This window comes from Clostridioides difficile ATCC 9689 = DSM 1296, assembly GCF_001077535.1.
Taxonomy (GTDB): domain Bacteria; phylum Bacillota; class Clostridia; order Peptostreptococcales; family Peptostreptococcaceae; genus Clostridioides; species Clostridioides difficile.
Genome location: NZ_CP011968.1, coordinates 517,918 through 533,440 on the forward strand (window position 1 = coordinate 517,918; position 15,523 = coordinate 533,440).

Annotated in this window: 14 protein-coding genes and 1 pseudogene; 13 read left to right on the forward strand and 2 right to left on the reverse strand. The window is 28.0% G+C overall.

The window, feature by feature from the left end:
* The first annotated feature begins 20 nt into the window (after positions 1-20).
* From etfB to CDIF1296T_RS02945, 3 genes are all read left to right on the forward strand, one after another.
* Positions 21-806 (forward strand): electron transfer flavoprotein subunit beta, encoded by a 786-nt coding sequence (gene etfB / locus CDIF1296T_RS02935; protein ID WP_003427760.1) that lies wholly within the window; start codon positions 21-23, stop codon positions 804-806.
* 18 nt (positions 807-824) lie between these two features.
* Complete coding sequence (locus CDIF1296T_RS02940) at positions 825-1,862, forward strand: electron transfer flavoprotein subunit alpha/FixB family protein (protein WP_003417347.1); 1,038 nt, start codon at positions 825-827, stop codon at positions 1,860-1,862.
* 482 nt (positions 1,863-2,344) lie between these two features.
* On the forward strand, positions 2,345-3,976 hold the full coding sequence (locus CDIF1296T_RS02945; RefSeq protein WP_003434571.1) for a sigma-54 interaction domain-containing protein: 1,632 nt from the start codon (positions 2,345-2,347) through the stop codon (positions 3,974-3,976).
* Between the two features lie 134 nt (positions 3,977-4,110).
* On the opposite strand, the gene fba is transcribed toward CDIF1296T_RS02945, so the two are convergent.
* A complete protein-coding gene (fba, locus tag CDIF1296T_RS02950; protein ID WP_003417352.1) occupies positions 4,111-5,037 on the reverse strand; it encodes a class II fructose-1,6-bisphosphate aldolase in 927 nt (308 codons plus the stop codon).
* A gap of 329 nt (positions 5,038-5,366) precedes the next feature.
* On the opposite strand from fba, the gene CDIF1296T_RS02955 reads away from it, so the two are divergent.
* The 7 genes and pseudogenes from CDIF1296T_RS02955 to CDIF1296T_RS02995 all read left to right on the forward strand — a co-directional run bounded on the left by CDIF1296T_RS02955 (position 5,367) and on the right by CDIF1296T_RS02995 (position 11,372).
* Positions 5,367-5,696: a DUF1904 domain-containing protein gene (locus CDIF1296T_RS02955; protein ID WP_009895429.1), complete on the forward strand. Its 330-nt coding sequence runs from the start codon at positions 5,367-5,369 to the stop codon at positions 5,694-5,696.
* Positions 5,696-6,418, forward strand: a complete 723-nt coding sequence (locus CDIF1296T_RS02960; protein ID WP_009895435.1) for a pseudouridine synthase — start codon at positions 5,696-5,698, stop codon at positions 6,416-6,418. Before CDIF1296T_RS02955 ends, CDIF1296T_RS02960 begins: the two co-directional genes overlap by 1 nt.
* Positions 6,419-6,444: 26 nt before the next feature.
* Entirely contained in the window at positions 6,445-7,806 is a 1,362-nt protein-coding gene (gene rlmD, locus CDIF1296T_RS02965) for a 23S rRNA (uracil(1939)-C(5))-methyltransferase RlmD (protein ID WP_032508626.1), read from the forward strand.
* Positions 7,807-8,316: 510 nt separating this feature from the next.
* Positions 8,317-9,351 carry a YHYH domain-containing protein gene (locus CDIF1296T_RS02975; RefSeq protein ID WP_009895442.1) on the forward strand — a complete coding sequence of 345 codons (1,035 nt, stop codon included), beginning with the start codon at positions 8,317-8,319 and terminating at the stop codon, positions 9,349-9,351.
* Between the two features lie 86 nt (positions 9,352-9,437).
* A complete protein-coding gene (locus CDIF1296T_RS02980) occupies positions 9,438-9,641 on the forward strand; it encodes a DUF4236 domain-containing protein (RefSeq protein WP_003426228.1) in 204 nt (67 codons plus the stop codon).
* A gap of 170 nt (positions 9,642-9,811) precedes the next feature.
* A pseudogene (locus tag CDIF1296T_RS02985) lies at positions 9,812-10,972 on the forward strand (cell wall-binding protein Cwp27).
* A 259-nt stretch (positions 10,973-11,231) separates the two neighbouring features.
* Positions 11,232-11,372, forward strand: coding sequence for a hypothetical protein (locus CDIF1296T_RS02995; RefSeq protein ID WP_003434654.1), 141 nt, complete (start codon positions 11,232-11,234; stop codon positions 11,370-11,372).
* Positions 11,373-12,035: 663 nt separating this feature from the next.
* Here the strand turns inward: CDIF1296T_RS02995 and rhaM are convergent.
* Complete coding sequence (gene rhaM / locus CDIF1296T_RS03005) at positions 12,036-12,356, reverse strand: L-rhamnose mutarotase (protein ID WP_009895446.1); 321 nt, start codon at positions 12,354-12,356, stop codon at positions 12,036-12,038.
* Positions 12,357-12,541: 185 nt separating this feature from the next.
* Here rhaM and CDIF1296T_RS03010 point away from each other — a divergent pair, with 185 nt between their 5' ends.
* The 3 genes from CDIF1296T_RS03010 (at position 12,542) to rhaB (ending at position 15,519) form a co-directional block, all read left to right on the forward strand.
* The gene (locus tag CDIF1296T_RS03010; protein WP_009895447.1) at positions 12,542-12,823 is read left to right on the forward strand and encodes a cupin domain-containing protein; all 282 of its coding nucleotides are present in this window, start codon (positions 12,542-12,544) and stop codon (positions 12,821-12,823) included.
* 123 nt (positions 12,824-12,946) lie between these two features.
* The gene (locus tag CDIF1296T_RS03015; protein WP_009895448.1) at positions 12,947-13,918 is read left to right on the forward strand and encodes an AraC family transcriptional regulator; all 972 of its coding nucleotides are present in this window, start codon (positions 12,947-12,949) and stop codon (positions 13,916-13,918) included.
* Positions 13,919-14,124: 206 nt separating this feature from the next.
* Positions 14,125-15,519, forward strand: a complete 1,395-nt coding sequence (rhaB, locus tag CDIF1296T_RS03020; protein WP_009895449.1) for a rhamnulokinase — start codon at positions 14,125-14,127, stop codon at positions 15,517-15,519.
* Positions 15,520-15,523 lie beyond the last annotated feature (4 nt).

Sequence of the window (15,523 nt, forward strand, 5' to 3'; positions counted from 1 at the left end):
TGAAATTGGAGGTATAGACTTTGAAAATATTAGTTTGCGTAAAACAAGTTCCAGATACTAACGAAGTAAGAATAAATAAAGAAACAGGTACTCTTATAAGAGATGGAGTTCCAAGTATATTAAACCCAGATGATGCAAATGCATTAGAGGAAGCTTTAAAAATTAAAGATGAGCATGATGATGTAACTATAACAGTTATAACAATGGGACCTCCTCAAGCAGACTTTATGCTAAGAGAGTGTTTAGCTATGGGTGCTGATGATGCAATATTATTAAGTGATAGAGCATTTGGAGGAGCTGATACTTGGGCTACATCAAATACTATTGCAGCGGGAATATCTAAAGTAGGTGACTATGACATAATATTTGCAGGAAGACAAGCAATAGATGGAGATACTGCACAAGTTGGACCACAAATTGCAGAGAAATTAGACATTCCTCAAGTTACATATGTACAAGATTTCAAAATAGAAGGAAAAGATATAATAGTTCAAAGACAATTAGAAGATGGATACGAATTAATAAAAGTAAGTACACCTGTACTTTTAACAGCAGTAAAAGAGTTAAATACACCTAGATACATGTCTGTTGATAAAATAGTAAAAGCATATAAACATGATGTAAAAGTTTGGACAATTGATGATTTAGATGTAAATAAAGAAGAAGTTGGTTTAAAAGCATCACCAACTAAAGTATTTAGATCATTTACTCCTGAACCAAGAGGAAAAGGAGAAATCTTAGAAGGTAAAGCTGATGAAATAGCTAGTAAAATAATAATCGGTCTAAAACAAAAGCACATTATATAAGTTGGAGGAGTACAAACTATGAATGATATAAAAGATTTAAGTTCTTATAAAAACGTATGGATATTTGCAGAACAAAGAGAAGGAAAAATAGCTCCAGTAGTTATAGAATTATTAGGAGAAGGAAGAAAATTAGCTAAAGAAGTAGATGCAGAACTTTGTGCAATATTATTAGGAAAAGATGTTGATGGATTAGCTAAAGAATTAATCACTTTTGGAGCTGACAAAGTTTATGTTGCAGATGATGCTCTTTTAGAAAAATATACAACTGATGCATATACAAAAGTAATAAAAGATGCAATAGATGAAATAAAACCAGAAATAATGCTTTTCGGAGCAACTCATATAGGTAGAGACTTAGCACCTAGAATAGCTTCAAGAGTTGGAACTGGATTAACAGCTGACTGTACTAAGTTAGAAATAGACCCAGAAGATAAGAAAATAAAACAAACTCGTCCAGCATTTGGTGGAAACATAATGGCTACAATCATTTGTCCAAACCATAGACCTCAAATGTCTACAGTTAGACCTGGTGTTATGGATAAAGCTGAAAAAGACGAAACAAGAACTGGTGAAGTTATAGCATTAGACTACAAAATAACTCAAGATGATATAAGAACTACTGTTTTAGAAACAGTTAAAACTAAGAAAGATTTAGTATCTCTTACAGATGCAAATGTTATAGTATCAGGTGGTTTAGGATTAGGTGGACCAGAAGGATTTGAAATGCTTAAGAAATTAGCTGACAAATTAGGTGGAGTAGTTGGTTCTTCTCGTGCGGCTGTTGATGCTGGATGGATAGACCATTCTCACCAAGTAGGTCAAACAGGAACTACTGTTAAACCAAACCTATATATAGCTTGTGGTATATCAGGAGCAATACAACATTTAGCAGGTATGCAATCATCAGATTTCATAATTGCTATAAACAAAAACCCAGCAGCTCCAATTTTAGAAATCGCTGACTATGGAGTAGTTGGAGACTTACATGAAATAGTTCCAATGCTTATAGAAAAATTAGATAGTGTTGATGATTTATTAGAAGCTATAAAAGCTTAATAGATACAAACTATATAAATATTACTGATTGAATAAGTCTTATTAGTTAGTAACATAATTATTAACCCTTTGATAAGTTATTGCTAGTGTGTATTTGTCAGTTATTAAAAAGTCTGTTTGAATAAAATTTTATAATACAAGATAATCTGGATAATCCTTATATGTATATTGCTTACAAATTGTGAGTTATATTCTGTAAGGATTATCTTTGTTTTTTTAAATAAATCTTAAATTTAATTAAATTGTATTAAATAGACAAATAATTACTAAATATGTGATAAAATACAATTAAAAGCAAAATGAAATTTTTAACAAACTATAATCATTAAAATTATATCTTAGTTACGTTTTAATGAAATAAACTACTTGAAAAGACGAATATTATAAGGAGTTGATTATATGTGCTGATGGTATTTATTGTAAGCAAACAATAAATTTTGTATGTAGTTCAATAAATTACTTAATGAAAGGTGCGAATATTAATGGATAATAATTTAATAGGGCTTATAGAACATGTAGAAAATCCAGCCATTTTATGTAAAGAATCAGGCGAAATAATATACTGTAATCATCTAATAGATAGTATTTTTAGTTTTCTAGATATAAAAAAGCCTAGAAATATAAATGAATTAGATTCAAATTTTGACAAAACAGAAATACTGACAGATAGTAAAAAGAAAATAGCTTTCAGAGAGTTAAGGATGACTGCACATATATACAATATGAAAGATAATAATAATGAAAATAATATAGTTTATTTATTTGAGAAGTCTCTAATATCTGATAAAGTAATTGAAGATATAATAGAGCATATAGATGAAGTTGTTGTTGTGTTTAACAAAGATGGGGTAATTGAAAAGATGAACACTGTCAGTGATGAGATATTACCTTTTAAAAGAACTGAGGTACTTGGTAGAAATATAACAGACCTTGTGAGACAAGGATTAGTTGAAGAACCAATAATATTAAACATGCTTAAAGTGAAGAAAAAGATTTATAGAAATATCGTTTACCCAGATGGGAAGCTTATTGCATATACGGCAGTTCCAAGATGGGATTCTAAGGGAAAGCTTACAGGAGGAGTACTAACAGGGAGAGATATTTCAAGGGTTATTAAGCTTGAATCTCAGATAAAATATAGTGATATATCAGAAGACACAGAGTATATAAGTCAAAGTAAGATTATGGACAATATAAAAAAAGTTGTTAAGAGAGCTGCAGCCTCAGATTCTTCTATATTTATAAATGGAGAATCAGGTGTAGGAAAAGAAATAATAGCAAGAACAATATATAAGTATAGTTCAAGGAGAGACAAACCTTTTATAGCTATAAACTGTGGAGCTATACCAAATGAATTATTAGAGTCAGAGTTTTTTGGATATGAAGAAGGTTCTTTTACTGGAGCTAAGAAAAAAGGTAAAAAGGGACTTTTTGAAGAGGCGAATGGTGGAACTATTTTCTTGGATGAGATAGGTGAGTTACCAATGCAGATGCAAAAAAAATTACTTAGGGTTATACAAGAAAATACTATTACTAGAATAGGTGGTAGTAAGCCTATAAAAATAGATGTTAGATATATAAGTGCTACTAATATTTCTCATGAAGACCTTAGAAATAACCTTAAATTTAGACAAGATTTGTACTATAGATTAAGTGTTATTCCAGTAAAAATACCTCCTCTTAGAGAAAGAAAAGAGGATATAGTACCATTAGTAAATTATTTCTTAAAACTTTACAATGAAAAGTACAATAGAGAAGTAGAAGTTTCGCCTAAAGTTATTGAGTTATTAGAAGAATATTCTTGGCCAGGAAACATAAGAGAATTAAAAAACATCATTGAAAGATTTGTAGTATTATCAGCTAAAAATGTAATTGGAGAAGATGAATTTAACATGCTGATAAATTTAGATATGATTGATAATGAAACAGATGATTTATCACCAATAGTGGTAAATGGAATTATGAATCTTAATGATGCATATAAAATAGTGGACCAAATAATGATAAGTAAGGCTATAAATAAGTATGGTTCAATAACAAAGGCTGCTGAAGTTATAGGTATATATCCTTCTACCATCCATAGAAAGATAAAGAGTGGACATATTCACGTTTAGCTGTCAGTTTAAAAAGACAATATAATTAAAATATTATAAGATACATAATTTATACAACTTAAAAGAGATGGCTTAAAAATAAATTTAATTACTTTAAGTCATCTCTTTTCTTTTATAAATATTTAAAAGTTATATTAGTTTATAGAGTTAGCAGAACCTAAAACATCATCTATCTTGCTTTCAACTACAGCTTGTATAGCATCTCTACCAGCACCAATGTATTTTCTTGGGTCAAATTCTTTTGGATTTTCAGCTAAGAATTTTCTGATAGCAGCAGTCATAGCTAGTCTTAAGTCAGTATCCATGTTTATTTTACAAACAGCCATAGAAGATGCTTTTCTTAACATATCTACAGGTACACCTTTAGCACCAGCTATATTTCCACCAAATTCATTACATGTAGCAACAGCATTTTGGTCAACAGCAGATGCACCATGAAGAACTATTGGGAAACCTGGTAATTTGCTTTGGATTTCTTCTAGTATATCGAATCTTAATTTAGCTTCTCCTTTGAATTTGAAAGCACCATGAGAAGTTCCAATAGCTATTGCTAATGAATCAACACCTGTTCTTTCAACGAACTCAACTGCCTCAGCTGGTTGAGTATACTTGTGAACATCAGAAGTAACATCATCTTCTGTTCCAGCTAGAACACCAAGTTCTGCTTCAACAACAACACCTTTAGAGTGTGCATATTCAACAGCTTCTTTAGTTATTCTAACATTTTCTTCAAAGTCAAAATGAGAACCATCTATCATAACTGAAGAGAAACCAGCATCAATACAAGTTTTAATAGCATCCATATTTGGACCATGGTCTAAGTGAAGAGCCACATCTACACCTATTTCATCAGAAGCAGCCTTAACCATTTCAACTAATGTATGAGGTCCAGCATATTTAACAGCTGACATAGAAGCTTGTATCATAACATAAGAATTTTTAGCTTTAGCAGCTTTTAAAACACCTTGTAATTGTTCTAAGTCACTTATGTTAAATGCACCTATAGCAAATCCACCTTCGTAAGCTTTTTTAAACATTTCTTTTGTAGTAATTAATGCCATTTTAAACTCCTCCTATTAACTTTTAAAATTTACCCATCACTTATATTATAACGTTAAATCAAAAAAAGTACATAGTAAATTGTAATAACTATAAATTACAAGTATAATGTTAAATAGAAGACAATAGGATTAAATAAAATAATAAAGAATATAAACAATTTAGGAAAATTAGCTATATAATGCTAACTATAAGGGTAGGAACTACCTTATTAGTTTGGAGATACTGATAACAATAGTTGTCTTGACCAAGAAGTTGCCACTTCAAACGTTATCGAAGGGAATTAAGTGGATGATAATTCACTAAAAATTTAAAATAAAGGAGATAAACTATGCCACAGATAAAAATAAGAGGAATTAATGAAAATGATATATGTAAAATAAGTGAAAAAATGATAAATGATTTAGTTGAAGCTGTAAAATGTCCAAGAGACTACTTTGAAATAGAATGTATAAAGTCAGTTGCAATAAGAGATGGTAAAATAGCAGATGTATATCCTTTTGTTGAAGTAGCTTGGTTTGATAGAGGACAAGAAGTACAAGATATAGTAGCAAGAATAATAACTGATAGTATAAGAAATAATTTAGATGTAGAAAGTATGGATTTAGCATTTACAGTATTTGAAAAAGAAAAATATTATGAGAATGGAGAGCATTTTTAATGGCTAAAAAGCAACGTATAGATAAAATTCTTTCAAATTTAGGTTATGGAAGCAGAAGTGAAATAAAGAAGTATTGTAAACAAGGGTCTGTAGTAGTAAATGGAAGTGAAGTTTCAAATCCAGGAACTCAAGTAGACACTGAAAATGATGAGATATTATTTAATGGAGAAGAAGTTATATATAGAGAATATATATATTTGATGATGAATAAACCTGCTGGATATATATCAGCAACTACAGATAAATATGACCCAACAGTATTAGATTTAATTGATTTATCATACTTAGTTTTTGAACCATTTCCTGTTGGAAGGTTAGATAAAGACACAGAGGGATTATTAGTTTTGACTAATGATGGAAAGCTTTCTCATAGAGTTTTATCTCCTAAGAAGCATGTGCCTAAGACTTATTATGCAAAAATTGATGGAGTAGTTACTGAAGAAGATGTAGAAGCTTTTTTAGAAGGTGTAGTGCTTGATGACGGATATAAAACTATGCCATCACAGTTAAATATATTAAAAAGTGATGATGAATCAGAAATAGAGCTTACAATACATGAAGGTAAGTTTCACCAAGTAAAAAGAATGTTTGAAAGCGTAGGCAAAAAAGTAGTATACTTAAAAAGATTGTCTATGGGCAATTTAAAATTGGATGAAAGTTTAGAGTTAGGTGAGTATAGAGAGTTAACAGATGAAGAAGTAAAATTGATTGAAGAAAGATAATAAAGATACTATAGTAAATTGGAGGAATGTCTGTGAAGAAAAAAGATGTTATAGAATTTGAAGTAGATAAAATGGAATTTGGTGGTACATCTTTAAGCCAAGTTGGAGATAGAGTTATCCATATGAAGGGTGGAATAAGTGGTCAAAAGGTGAGAGCTGGAGTTAAAAAAGTTAGAAGTAAGAAAGCTGAAGTTAAGATGATAGAATTATTAGAGAACTCACCACTTGAAACTGAAGAAACTTGCAAGCACTTTAGAGAGTGTGGAGGATGTACACTATTGTCTGTGCCATATGAAAAACAATTAGAAATAAAAGAAAAACAAGTTATGGATTTATTTTTAAAGCAAGATTTATTTGGATTTCAGTTTTTAGGGATAGAAGGAAGTCCAGAAAACAAATATTATAGAAATAAGATGGAATATACTTTTGGAGATGAAGTAAAAAATGGACCTTTGACATTAGGTCTTCATAAAAAAGGAAAGCATATAGATATACAAACTGTTGAGGAGTGTATGTTGGTTGATGAAGACTTCTCAAAGATATTAGTTTCTAGTGTAGAGTTTTTCAATGAAAAAAAGCTTCCTTATTATAGAACAATGAATCACAAAGGATATTTGAGACATCTTGTAGTTAGAAAAGGGATTCACACTAATGAGATTATGGTTAATATAGTAACTTCTTCTCAAGAAGATTTTGATATGTATGAGTTTAAAGATATGCTTTTAGGGATTGATTTAAAATCTGAGTTGGTGGGAGTACTTCATACTATTAATGATGGTTTAGCAGATGCAGTCCAATGTGATGAGTTAAGAGTATTGTATGGAAGAGATTATATACAAGAAGAAATTTTAGGTCTTAAGTTTAAGATTTCACCATTTTCGTTTTTCCAAACCAATACTAAGGGAGCTGAGGTTCTTTATAGTATTGCTAGGGATTTTATTGGAGATTACAATGATAAAGTTGTATTTGACTTGTATAGTGGTACTGGGTCTATTGGACAGGTTATGGCTGGTGCTGCTAAGAAAGTGTATGGTATTGAGATAGTTGAGGAAGCTGTTGTTGCTGCTAATGAGAACGCTAAGTTGAATGGACTTACTAATTGTGAGTTTATTGCTGGGGATGTGGCTAAGGTTGTTAAGGATTTAAAGGACAAGCCTGATTTGATTATTGTTGACCCTCCTAGACCAGGCATTCATAAGGATGCTATTAGGGATATTTGTGGATTTGGTGCTAAGGAGATTGTTTATATTTCTTGTAATCCTAAGTCTTTGGTTGTTGATTTGGTTGATTTTAAGGGGTATGGTTATGAGATTAAGATGGTTAAGTGTATGGATATGTTCCCAAATACGCCACATTGTGAGACTGTAGTTAAACTTATTAGAGAATAACAGGGTTTCAGACTTTTATAGTGTGTCTTAAAAGTAGATTTGCTACCATAATTATTTTTGGGTGGCAAATTTATTCTACAATGATTTCAAAAATATTTACCGTCTGGTTTCTCATGTTATTAGTTACATGTAAATATGTATCCATAGTTGTTGAAGTTTTAGCATGTCCGAGTATATGCTGGATATCTTTTATATTAGTACCATTTTCTAATAACATAGTATCAGGGTTTTTAAAATAAAGTGTGTATTCTTCTAAAGTAGTGATAATTAAAATATCAAATATCACTATACAAAGGAAAGTGCACGCTTTTTATGTTTAACAAAAACGAAATATTAAAAAACTTATTGAAGAATATGATGTCAAAACAACTACAGATATTCAAGATATGCTAAAAGATTTATTTACAAATACAATTCATCAAATATTTACATTGTCGAATTTTAACGGTTTAAACATAATATATTGACTGATATAATAAAATCATAGAATATTTTAGGGGGAAATAGATTATGTTTAAGAAAAAGTTAATAGCTGTTGCAATGAGTATAACTATGATTAGTGTAGGGAGCTTTTCGTATGCTCATTCAGGAAGAACTGATTCATCAGGAGGTCATCGTGATAATAAAAATAAATCTGGATTAGGAAGTTATCACTATCATTGTGGTGGTTATCCAGCTCATTTACATAATAATGGTGGTTGTCCTTATACTGGAGGAGGAAGCAGTTCTGGAACAACAACTTCGGTTAATAATGAAGAAAAGCAAAAGAGGTCTGTTGGAGAAAAAGGATATAATCAAGGGTATGAAGATGGATATAAAGGAAATTATAGTTCATCAAATTATAGTGGAGATTATAGTGATACATATGAATCAAAGTACTCAGAAGGATATGAAAAAGGTAAGGCTAAATTAGAAGAGGAAGAAAAGGTGGCTAAAGAGACTGGATATAATTTAGGGCTTACAGGTGCTAAATCTAATAATACATATGAAAAAGAAGTTTTAAAAAATGCTTATGATACCGGATATTCAACCGGATACAATGAATATAAGACTAAAAAGATAGAAGAATATAAAGCTAAAGGGATAGAGGATAGCAATAAAGATAAAGAAAAAATGACATTTGAAGAAAACATAGATTCTGAATTTATAGATGCTTATAATAATGCTTATGACGAAATACAAGAACAATTAAAAAATGATTACACTACTCAAGGATTTGAGAGTGCTATCAAAGGAGAAAGATTTGACACATCAACTATAGGTAATGTTAAATATGCTAATTGGTTTAAAGAAGGATATGATAATGGTAAGGTTAAGTTACCTAAAGCAAAAGAAAGTGTATATAATCAAGGTTACAATGAAGAAGATTTTAGTATACCAGATGAAATGAAGTCTATTGAAACTAAGTTAAAAGGTGTATATGATGAAGGTTTAGAAAAAAGAGAGGAAGAGAAAAGTAGAAATGCTACTTATGGGGTTGGAGCTGGAATAGCAGCTGTAGTTGCTGGAGTAGTATATAAGAAGAAAAAACGTAAAAAGATATAGATGCTAGATATACCAATGATGACAAGTGTATAACAAATATAATTTTAAGTATAAATATTTAAAATATAGAAGGGAAGGTTATATCTATGGGATTTAACTTTAGGAAAAGCATAAATCTAGGAGGAGGACTCAAATTAAATTTAGGTAAGAAGAGTGTAGGTATAAGTGCTGGTGTTAAAGGTGCTAGAGTGTCAGTTAATTCAAAAGGAAGAAAATCAGCTACATTGAGTATACCTGGAACTGGAATATCATATACAAAAACTAGTACAAAGAAACGTAAACCTAAATAAATATTTGATATACTAAGAAATAGACTGTTACAAATAGTCTATTTTTTAGTATATAGATTTAAAAAGTGACAAAATTTTGAAATATAAACTAATTTCATAAAGGAAAATATTCTTTTATGTAAAATTATAATATTTAAGTAATATTATAAAATTTATAGGAGGATTTCATTATGAAATTAAGCAAAACACTATTGGCAATAGGGATGTCTGTTTCATTATTGATTGCTAGTTGTCCAACATCAAACGCTCTTAGTTCTATTAATTCAATAAAAGGTACAAATAAGTATGAAACAGCAGGTTTAATAGCAGATAAACAAAATTATGATATTGCAATACTTATTAATTCTGAAAATGGATTATCTGATGGATTGTCAGCAAGTGGATTGTCAGGAGCTAAAAATGCCCCAATATTGTTAACTAAGAAAGATACAATCCCTTCAGAAACATTAAAAAGATTAGAAAAGGTAAAAGAAGTATATCTAATTGGAGGAAAAAATTCGATAGGAGCATCAGTTCAGAAAATATTAAGTGATAAAAAAATAAGCATAAATAGAATAAGTGGAACTGATAGAATAGATACAAGTCATAAAGTTGCAAAAGAAATAGGAAGAGTAAGTACGGTTAAAAAAGTAATATTAACTAATGCTTTTAAAGGCGAACCAGATGCTATGAGTGTTGCTTCTATAGCAGTTAGAGATAAATCTCCAATAGTATTAACTGATGGAAATACTACAAGTTTTGCTACAGATGGATTAGAAACTTATGCAATTGGTGGAAAAGTCAGTATGAGTGATAAGTTAATAAATGAAACTAAAGCAACAAGAATAGGTGGAGTAGATAGATACGATACAAATAAACAAATAATAAATAAATTTTATAATGGCTCAAAAGAATTTTACATAGCAAGTGGGACTGATTTAGTTTATTCTTTAGTTGGTTCTACAATTGCACAAAAAACACCTATAGTGTTAGTTGGAAATGGAAGTAATAAGAGTATATTAAAAAATGCAAGTAAAATAACTGCTATTGGAAATATTGATGATGTTGTTATAAAATAATGTTTAAATATAACTAATAATGTTGGGGATTCAAATACAGGTATTGTAAAAGATACTAATTCAAATAATACGAACAAACCAAGTAATGAGCCTAGCTCTAATAATCCTGGATTAACTGATAAAAGTACAGTATATGTAACTCCTAATGGAAAATCATATCATCTAACAAAAAATTGTTCTACACTAAAAAGAAGTAAAACAATAAATAAAGTAACATTAAAACAAGCTAAGTCACAAGGTAAAATAGACCCTTGTAATGTTTGTGTAAAATAATGTATTAGCCAAATATATATTAAAAAAGACAATTAATTAAGATTGTCTTTTTTATTGAAGAAATATAAATTTATATTATGTATTATTAAAAAGAAAATTATTAATTATAAAAAATAATAATAAAGACGATAAGTATTAAAATTTTATGTTTCCAATATTTATGATATAATTAATATGGCAAGGAATAAATATTTGAAAAAGCTATGAGTGGTGTTTCCATGGAAGTTTCTTCACTTTCTTATGAGAGGAGGTGAAAACTATGGAAAATCTAATGATGAGTATTATAACTGGTGTTATAGCCAGTTACATTTACGATAAATTAAAGAGCCACTCTGAGCGACCAACTAAGAGTGGCTGGGAACTTAATATAAAGTTCCAGAAAAGTAAATCTTCAAAATAATTTGTTGAAGGAAACATCACTCAAAGTTAAGTAAAATATGTTTCCTTGCTTTTATTATATCACAAACTAAAAATATTAACACAAAATTTTGTGAATATATACTTATTATTGTTCTAAAAAAATATGTAAATAATTGATTTGATTTCATAGAATTATTGTTGTAATGTTTAGTTAAATATACACAATCTCAATTAAAGAAGATAAGTACTATAAATTCATATCAAAAAAATATATAAACTTTTAAGTTATAATTTTATAAAAAGTCTTTTAGTATCATTATTTCAAGAGGAATTAACATATGAAAAAATAACTTCATTAGAAAAGTGGATAAAAAACTGGTAAGAAGATGACTAAAGATTACATATACTATTACTTAAATTAAAAATTTAATATAAACAACACAAGATATATCAATTATTCTAAAGTTAAGTAGTCTTACTGAATCATCTTTGGGAATAATTGTTTCAATGTCTAGTAGAAATACCACTTGTTTATAACATCTTTAGCTACTATAATCGAAATATGTTTTTAGTTTTTCACAGAACAATTATCACATAGACTAGAGGTTTTTAGGAATCACTTATCTTTTTTATACAAAAAGGAGATAATTCAAATTTTTATTTTGATATATCCCCATTTTGTGATTTATAATAATTTTTGTCCTTATTTTAAATAAAACATAGATTTAAGTTCTATAGATACAGGGCTATTATCCTCATTAGTTTCCATTATATCAGACATATAATTCCACCATTTTTTGCAGATTGCTGTCTCTGAACTTTTATCCCATAGTTTGGCATCTTTAAGTTCTATATATCCATATAAATAATTAGTTTCTTCATCTAGAAAAATAGAATAGTTACTACCACCATATTCATGAATCATATCTATCATCTCAGACCATAATTCATCATGACGTTTCTTGTATTCATTTTCAAATCCTTTAAAAAGCTTCATCTTGAAACATTTGCGTATTGTATTCATAAAAAAATACCTCCTAAATTTTAAGTATTTACCTATAAATGTATTTTAAAACAAAAAAAGGTATTTTTAAATGTCATAATTTAACATTATTACTGTCAAAAACTAATATGATACAATTAGATAAAGAATATTTGTAATATAATTTAAAACTGTAATAAAGTATAGCTAAATCTGGGGGGATATAAATGAAAGATGAAACGCTAGAGGATATACTTAAACAAAAAACACAAGCAGAAAGGTACATCTTAGAATACATAGTTACTAAGAATGTAAAAAAACTAGATAATAAAAAAATAGTGTCTATATTGCATACTATTTTATGTTGGGAAGAAATAAATGGAACTATAGTACTAACAGATAAAAATATACTTTCTTTAGATGAAGACATTATAATATCTAAACATCGTAGATTTATAGATATACCCAAACATAAACATAACTTTATAGAGTTTCATCTAATGAGTTAATATATAATTTTTTATCAGGAACTATACACAAAGGAAAAAGATGTGATAATTATTATATATTTAATGCTAAAAATAATTTTAAATTGAAACAACTAGTAGTTGAACTAACTAAGGAGGTAGCTCATGAGACAATATATTCATGATAAGTTGAGGGAAATAACAGAAGAAGAAAAAAATATATTAGAAGGAAATTATATAATAGATAAAAGTATTTATACTGATAATTCTCAATTTATAATAGATAGCAACAAATTATTGAATATAGATGAGTTGATACATATAAGAAAACATACAAGATTTGCACAATTTCCAAAACATAAGCATAATTATATAGAATTTAATTATGTTTATAGAGGAAAGTTAGTACAAACTATAGATGAATATAAAATTAATTTAAAACAAGGAGAATTAATATTTTTAAATCAGCATGTTATTCATGAAATAGAAGCTAGTGACGAAGAAGATATAATAATTAATTTTATAATAAAACCAGAGTTTTTTGATTATATTATATCTTTGTTGGAAAATGATAATAAAATAATGAACTTTTTAATGACTACATTATATACTAATTATAATCTTGGAGAATATATATATTTTAAAGTATCTGAGAAAGAAGAGATTCAAGATATAATAGAAAAAATTATAATAGAATTGTATGAACCAAGTGTGGTTAATAAGGTAAAGATTAAATTATTAGTAGGATTATTATTAGTAGAATTAGTTAAAAATTCTGAAGATGTAGAAAATCATGCAGTAGATAATTATGAAAAGATGATGATTATAGAAATACTAAAATATATTGATAAGGACTACAAGAAAGGTAGTTTATCTGAAATTGCAAGTAATTTGAATCAAGGTGATTATAAAATAAGTAAACTAGTAAAAAAACATCTTGGATATACTTTTAAAGATTTAGTGCAAGAAAAAAGGTTAAGTAAAGCATGTGAATTATTAGTATCTACTAATTTATCAATAGCTGAAATTATAGAAAATGTAGGTTATGAAAATTTAACTTATTTTTATAAAATATTTAAAAATAAGTATGGTATTACACCAAAAGAATACAAAAAAAATATAAAAAATAGTCAATAGTAAAATTAGAATCTATAAAATAGATTCTTTTTTATTATTAAATAAACCATTTTAATAGCTCTGAAGATATTATATTTTGAAAATTATTATTGAGAATAAAGTTATATTGCAAATTAGGTTAATAAATATGACAAATTTAGATATTAAATGAATATACTAACATCTTGTATAATTCAATTAATAAATAAATCTAAGGAGGAAAAGTCTTGAGATACTATTTAGCAATTGATATAGGGGCATCTAGTGGAAGACATATTATCTCTTATATAAATAATGGAAAGTTGGAAATAGAAGAAGTATATAGATTTAAGAATAATTTGATTAAAAAAGATGGTCATTTTTGTTGGGATATATCAAAGCTATTTTCTGAAATAAAAAATGGGATAAAAAAATGTATAAAAATAAATAAAATTCCAGTAAGTGTGGCTATAGACACATGGGCTGTAGATTTTGTGTTACTTGATGAAAAAGACAATATATTAGGTAACTGTGTATCATACAGAGATAATAGAACTGATGGAATTATGGAAGAAGCCTTTAAAATAATTGATAAAAAGGAACTATATTTAAAAACGGGAATACAATTTCAAAAGTTTAATACTATATATCAATTATTAGCAATAAAAAATCAACAGCCAGATTTATTAGAAAAGGCAAAAAGCTTTCTAATGATTCCTGATTATTTTAACTTTTTATTAACTGGGAAAAAAGTTACAGAATATACAAATGCAACAACTACACAATTAGTAAATACAACAACAAATAATTGGGATGAAGAAATAATAAATAAACTTGGATTTGACAAGATGTTATTTGCTAAAATAAAAACTCCCAAAACAATACTAGGTAGTTTAAAGAAAGAATTAGTAGAAGAGTTAGGATGTGATTTAGAAGTCATTTTACCAGTTACTCATGATACAGGTTCAGCTTTCATGTCTACTCCTGTAAAAAATAGAAGCATTTTATTGAGTTCAGGAACATGGTCTTTATTAGGAGTAGAGTTAGAAAGACCAAAGTGCAAATTAGAGGCTTTAGATTATAATTTTACTAATGAAGGTGGATATGAATATAGATATAGATTTTTAAAAAATATAATGGGTTTATGGATGATACAAGAAGCTAGAAAGTGTTATGACAGTAAGCACTCTTTTACAGAACTAGTAGAGCATGCAAGACTATCAGAAGGATTTAAATCAATAGTAGATGTAAATGATGATAGATTTTTAAATCCTGAAAATATGGTACAAGAAATAATAAAATACTGTATAGAAACTAATCAAACAGAACCACAAACAGTTGGAGAAGTAGCATATTGTATTTTTAACAGTTTAGCAAAAAGTTATAGTAAATCTATAAATGAAATAGAAAAAATCATAGAAGAAAAATTAGAAACTATAAGTGTATTTGGTGGAGGATGTCAAAATGAACTGTTAAATGAGCTTATAGCAAAAGAAAGTGGTAAAAAGGTATTAGCAGGACCTGTTGAAGCTACAGCATTAGGTAATATAGTATGTCAATTAATTGCTAAGAATGAGCTAAATGATTTAGAACAGGCGAGAGATATAATAAGAAATTCATTTGATATAATTCAATATAATTAATCTG

Bases quoted from the DNA above. Each gene is read 5' to 3' on its own strand.
- CDIF1296T_RS02940 (WP_003417347.1), top strand. From the start codon at position 825: ATGAATGATATAAAAGATTTAAGTTCTTATAAAAACGTATGGATATTT.
- CDIF1296T_RS02945 (WP_003434571.1), top strand. From the start codon at position 2,345: ATGGATAATAATTTAATAGGGCTTATAGAACATGTAGAAAATCCAGCC.
- fba (WP_003417352.1), bottom strand. From the start codon at position 5,037: ATGGCATTAATTACTACAAAAGAAATGTTTAAAAAAGCTTACGAAGGT.
- CDIF1296T_RS02955 (WP_009895429.1), top strand. From the start codon at position 5,367: ATGCCACAGATAAAAATAAGAGGAATTAATGAAAATGATATATGTAAA.
- CDIF1296T_RS02960 (WP_009895435.1), top strand. From the start codon at position 5,696: ATGGCTAAAAAGCAACGTATAGATAAAATTCTTTCAAATTTAGGTTAT.
- rlmD (WP_032508626.1), top strand. From the start codon at position 6,445: ATGTCTGTGAAGAAAAAAGATGTTATAGAATTTGAAGTAGATAAAATG.
- CDIF1296T_RS02975 (WP_009895442.1), top strand. From the start codon at position 8,317: ATGTTTAAGAAAAAGTTAATAGCTGTTGCAATGAGTATAACTATGATT.
- CDIF1296T_RS02980 (WP_003426228.1), top strand. From the start codon at position 9,438: ATGGGATTTAACTTTAGGAAAAGCATAAATCTAGGAGGAGGACTCAAA.
- CDIF1296T_RS02995 (WP_003434654.1), top strand. From the start codon at position 11,232: ATGGAAAATCTAATGATGAGTATTATAACTGGTGTTATAGCCAGTTAC.
- rhaM (WP_009895446.1), bottom strand. From the start codon at position 12,356: ATGAATACAATACGCAAATGTTTCAAGATGAAGCTTTTTAAAGGATTT.
- CDIF1296T_RS03010 (WP_009895447.1), top strand. From the start codon at position 12,542: ATGAAAGATGAAACGCTAGAGGATATACTTAAACAAAAAACACAAGCA.
- CDIF1296T_RS03015 (WP_009895448.1), top strand. From the start codon at position 12,947: ATGAGACAATATATTCATGATAAGTTGAGGGAAATAACAGAAGAAGAA.